The organism is Candidatus Jordarchaeum sp. (assembly GCF_052745115.1).
This window is the reverse complement of sequence record NZ_JBRAKS010000292.1, coordinates 1-4,950: the sequence shown is the minus strand read 5'-3', so window position 1 is coordinate 4,950 and position 4,950 is coordinate 1. Positions and strand designations below refer to the sequence as shown.

4 protein-coding genes are annotated in these 4,950 nt (G+C 45.2%); all 4 read right to left on the bottom strand.

Annotated elements, in window-relative coordinates:
- Window positions 1–56: 56 nt before the first annotated feature.
- The 4 genes from ACUVXA_RS16290 to ACUVXA_RS16275 all read right to left on the bottom strand — a co-directional run bounded on the left by ACUVXA_RS16290 (window position 57) and on the right by ACUVXA_RS16275 (window position 4,305).
- Window positions 57–608: a ferredoxin-thioredoxin reductase catalytic domain-containing protein gene (locus ACUVXA_RS16290; protein WP_445872341.1), complete on the bottom strand. Its 552-nt coding sequence runs from the start codon at window positions 606–608 to the stop codon at window positions 57–59.
- Window positions 605–889 (bottom strand): glutaredoxin family protein, encoded by a 285-nt coding sequence (locus ACUVXA_RS16285; protein ID WP_445872340.1) that lies wholly within the window; start codon window positions 887–889, stop codon window positions 605–607. Before ACUVXA_RS16285 ends, ACUVXA_RS16290 begins: the two co-directional genes overlap by 4 nt.
- A gap of 10 nt (window positions 890–899) precedes the next feature.
- Complete coding sequence (locus tag ACUVXA_RS16280; protein WP_445872339.1) at window positions 900–2,282, bottom strand: dihydrolipoyl dehydrogenase; 1,383 nt, start codon at window positions 2,280–2,282, stop codon at window positions 900–902.
- A gap of 295 nt (window positions 2,283–2,577) precedes the next feature.
- Window positions 2,578–4,305 (bottom strand): HEAT repeat domain-containing protein, encoded by a 1,728-nt coding sequence (locus ACUVXA_RS16275; RefSeq protein WP_445872338.1) that lies wholly within the window; start codon window positions 4,303–4,305, stop codon window positions 2,578–2,580.
- Window positions 4,306–4,950: the final 645 nt, after the last annotated feature.

The window sequence follows — 4,950 nt, the reverse complement described above, 5'->3', positions numbered from 1 at the left end:
GATACAACCCTTGCAAAAACCGTTCTCCAGCTACGGAGATTGAAAGTTTTTTATCATTATCCTTTCATGCGGACTTTCATTTTTATTTCGGCAAACATTTCTCTCTTAGCTTTGCATATCGGACAAATATAGGGGGGATCCTCACGATAAACAACGTAGCCACACTGCTTACAGTACCACAACTTCTTCTTAACCAATGCAGGCTCCCCAGCCTTCACAGCGGCTTCTTCTTCACCCCTTTCTTCTATTGGAACCTCCGCTGCGACCCCGTAGGCTCTCGCCTGCTTCTCTTTTGGTCTACGTTCGGGAATCGACATCATAGGTGCCTTACCCTCATAAACATCTTTACTAACGTAGAGCGAGCAGTAACACTGACCGTACTCCGCCACATCCGGATCCCGATAGTCGCAGGGACAGATAATGTCTCGGTCAAATTCAAGATTACCCGAAGCCAGTCTACATGGACATGAGGGATAACCATAGCGATCCCAATTCTTCTTAAGCCCCTCGATAAGTCCCTGGAGAAAATCTGGATCTGGATTCAGGTAGTAGCCATAGGTCTTGGCATCGGCTTCCGCCCTCTTTCGAACCTCTTCCAATGTTGTCATAGCTCCAAGGCCTCCTTTATATCTTCTACACGATAACCATTTATTATCTTTTCATCATCTACTATAGTTACGGGAAAGGACATAATTCCTCCCTTTTCTCGAATCTCCTGCCTGATTATTTCCGCATCCTCCCTACTAGCCAAGTCCACATCAACATACTCGTACTCAACATCATTATCCTTCAAAAACTGCTTAGTTCTCTTACACCAAATACAAGTACTTAACGCGTACATTCTAACCTTATGTTTATTGTTTCTACCCTGAACCTTTACAATATTCATATTTTTCACCTCATTTCTCAACTGGTCTTAGATTGCCGAAGGCCCATTTAACGGTCTCCGTTATTGCCGGGTGAATGTGCATAGCCCTCACGATTGGAGCATAGGTTCTATTACCATAGCTCATAGCATTAACCAGCTCCTGAACAAGAATGGCTGCAAAGGGACCAATTATGTGACCTCCCAGAAGTCTTCCGCTCTCTGCTTCCACAACGACTTTTACAAATCCCTCTGGATCCCCCATCGCGGAGCCTTTAGCAGTATCCTTATAGTAGTAGTAGCCTACTAAAACATCATTATACTGTTGCTTTGCCTCATCCTCTCCTAAACCCACTCCCGCAATTTGAGGATGCGTAAAAACAGCATGAGGCGTCGCAGAAAGATCCACGGGTACCTTATGCCCACCGAAAGCATTATGCCAAACCACCTGTGCCTCATAGTTCGCAGCGTGTCTAAACATCTGCTGACCGATAGCGTCGCCAAAAGCCCAAATGTTCTTCTTAGAGGTCTCAAGATATTCATTCACTTTAATAAACCCCCTCTTATCCACCTCCACACCGGTCTTCTCCGGTTTCAGCAGGTCCGAGTTGGGCTTTCTTCCCACAGCCATCATCAAAGCCTCCGCTGATAACTCCTTAACATTCCCGCCATCCATATCCTTAACCAGCACAGTTTTAAACCCGTCCTTTTCTTTAACCTCCTCCACACCATGCTTAGTGTACACGGTCATTCTCTTTTCCATTTCCTTCTTAAGCAGGTCAGAAATCTCCGGCTCCTCTGCGGCAACCAGCCTCGACCCTAATTCAACTATGGTAACTTCACTGCCCATACTTGCAAAGAAGTGAGCATACTCGCAACCAATATATCCCCCACCCACAATAATAATGCTTTCCGGCAACTTTTCCAGCTGCAACACAGATTCGTTATCCAAATATTCAACGCCATCAATCCCCTTAATGGGCGGGACAAACGGTCTAGCACCAGAAACAATAAAAATCTTATCCCCCTTAATTTCTTCGTCTCCAACCTTCATAGTGTAATCCTTAACAAACTCGCCCACTCCCCTAAACCATGTAATATTCGGATCCATCTCAACACCCTTAGCCATGCCCTGATTCTCCTCTGTAACCAGATGCCGCATCCTATGCATAATCTTTTTAAAATCGATAGACTCGATCCTCGCCTTAACACCGATTTTCTCCGCCTCCTGAATCATAGCCACAACATCCGCCGGGTAGATAAGCATCTTAGAAGGAATACAGCCCCAGTTGAGGCACGTTCCACCAAGTACAGATGCCTTCTCAACCAACGCCACCTTCAGACCACTCTCAACAGCATTTGAAGCCACAATCATACCTGAACCAGAACCAATCACAACCACATCAAATTTTTTCACAGAACCACCTCAAATAACACAATAAATTAAGTAAAAGCATCTAAGAACCAAAACCTATCTTAAAGCCCTCCTTTACCAATTCCTAATAATCCAAAGTATTTTTCGAATTGAAACTAAAGATTTAACAAATTATAGTGGTAAAAATACAAAAAATTACATATAAGAATTTTGATAAAACTCTCAGTATAATAAGAATCCAAAAAAAGAAAAACTCCACTAAATTTTACATCCACGAGATCTTATGCCTGTAGCAATTAGGTTTTTGGAAAACCGCCATTCTCTTATCTAAAATTAGTTAGCATTTCTTCTCACGATCATCTTCGCTTCCTAGTTTCCGTATAGTCGGTTTATCTTCACCTTCTAAGCGGCCAAGTGCTCCCGCCGCGTTGTTTCGAACCCTAATATCCACATCATTTAGTGCTTCTTTCAATGGTTCTATGGCTCTCTTATCCCTAATTTCCCCAAGCGCCCACGCCGCGTTCCTTCGCACCTTACTGCTAAAATCTTTTAGGGAATCTATCAGGGGCTCCACCGCTCTCGGATCCTTTATCTTTCCCAAGGCCCTCGTAGCTACTAACCGCACGTATGAATATCTGTCCCTTAATGCCCGGATTAAAGGCTCCACCACTCTTTTATCCTCTATCTCTCTTAAAGCATGCACCGCACTTATCCGAACCCCATCCTCAACATCGTTCAGAGCCCAGATCAGTGGCTCCACCGCCCTCTCATCCCTTAACTCCCCCAGAGCATTAACCACCTTCTGCCGAACCTTCCCATTTTCATCTAATAAAGCCTTTATAAGCGGTTCCACCGCTTGCTTACTTCTTATCTTTCCCAGAGCCCGGGCAGCCTCCATACGAACCACCCAATCCTTATCCTTCAACGCCTCTATTAATGGTTCCACCGCCCTCTTATCCCTAAGTTTTCCCAGGGCCCACGCTGCGGTTTGCCGAACCGCCTCATCCCCCTTCAAGGCCTCTATAAGGGCCTCCACCGCTCTCCTATCCTCAATTTTCCTCAGCGCCCAAGCCACGGTCACTCGAACCTCTTTATCCCCGTCTCCCAGCGCCTGTATTAGTGGTTCCACCGCTCTCCTATTCCTCATCCTGCCCAGCGCCCAGGCTGCCCGCATTCGCACCTCACTATCACTCTCTTTTAACGCCTCTATTAGGGGGTTTACCGCCGGTTCTCCTATTTCTCCCAGTATCCAAGCTGCCGTCACCCGCACATCACTATTCTGACGCTTCAGTACGCGTATCAACGGGTTCACCGCTGATTCCCCAATCATAACTAGTGCTGCCGATGAACTGACACGCACAAACGTATTCTCATGATAAAGCATTTGGATCAGTGGTTCCACCGCCCTCTCATCCCTCAGCTTTCCAAGCGCCCACGCCGCGGTTTGCCGAACCGCCTCATCTCCTCTCAGAACTCTAATCAGTGGTTCCACCGCCCTCTCATCCCTAATCGCCCCTAGTGCCCTAGCCGCAGCCTCTCGCACCTCAAAACTCTTATCTCCCAATGCTTGGATCAGTGGTTCCACCACCCTCTTGTCCCCTATATTCCCTAGAGCTACTGCTGCCCTAACCCGCACACTGCTACCCTCATCACCCAATGCTTTCATTAACGGCTCTAATGCTAGTTCTCCCATCTCCCCCAAAACGTATGCCGCTCTAAATCCTACACCCCTATCCTCATCCCTCAACATTTGTATTAAGGGCTCTATGGCCGGTTCCCTAATTCTTATCAGTGCCCAAGCCGCTCTCATTCGAACATCCCGATCCTTATCCCTCAGCATTTGCACCAGGGGGTCAACTGCACGCTTATCCCTCATTTTTCCCAAAGCCAGAGCCGCAGCCTCCCGCACATCACAATTCTCATCCTTTAACGCCAATATCAGTGGTTCCACCGCCCTCCTATCCCCCAACTTGCCCAGTGCCCAAGCTGCCGATTTTCGAATTCTCCAATCTCTTTCATCCTTCAAATCCCTCAATAAATTTTCCAAACCTTTCTTTACCGCCATAACCTTTCCATCCCGCTTAAGAATCAGAACCTCTATCACATGTTCATAACCCGCCAACTAAATATAATTATGGGAACCCATTTCTCTGACACGGAGTTACAAACCCGAGTTTAAAATTGTAACCGCGTTATTTGAAAAAGTCAAATGGTTATGGAAGCTTACCTTTTAAATTCTGTTACCCATTTAAATCCCTCCATTCTTGTCGGAAATTCCCTTGACCATTTCTATATCAGTGGCTGACATTGTTTGTTTTAACATTCTTCTATACTTATAGAACCTGAACACCACAAATTTTCCACAGGAAATTTAGGGGATCCAAAAACAGTGAAAAAACGGAAAAACACCCCAAAAAACAAAAAAACCAAACAAAAACCACAAAAAAACCGTTGAAGAAAAAATTTTAATAGAAAAAAGAAAAACAAAATTATAAAAATCCGAAGAACAGAAAGCAGCATTCCCAACGTCGAAACAACTCCAAGCAGACATATAACATACTCAGATTAGCTGAAGAAGGAGTAAGAATCCTCCCCGCTTACTCGAACACATTTATAAATCACCCGCAATTTTGCACGTGTTCGAGTGAACCCTCCAAAAAGAAGCATTTATAAGCCACCAAAACAAAAAATAAGACAAATAATATAATCC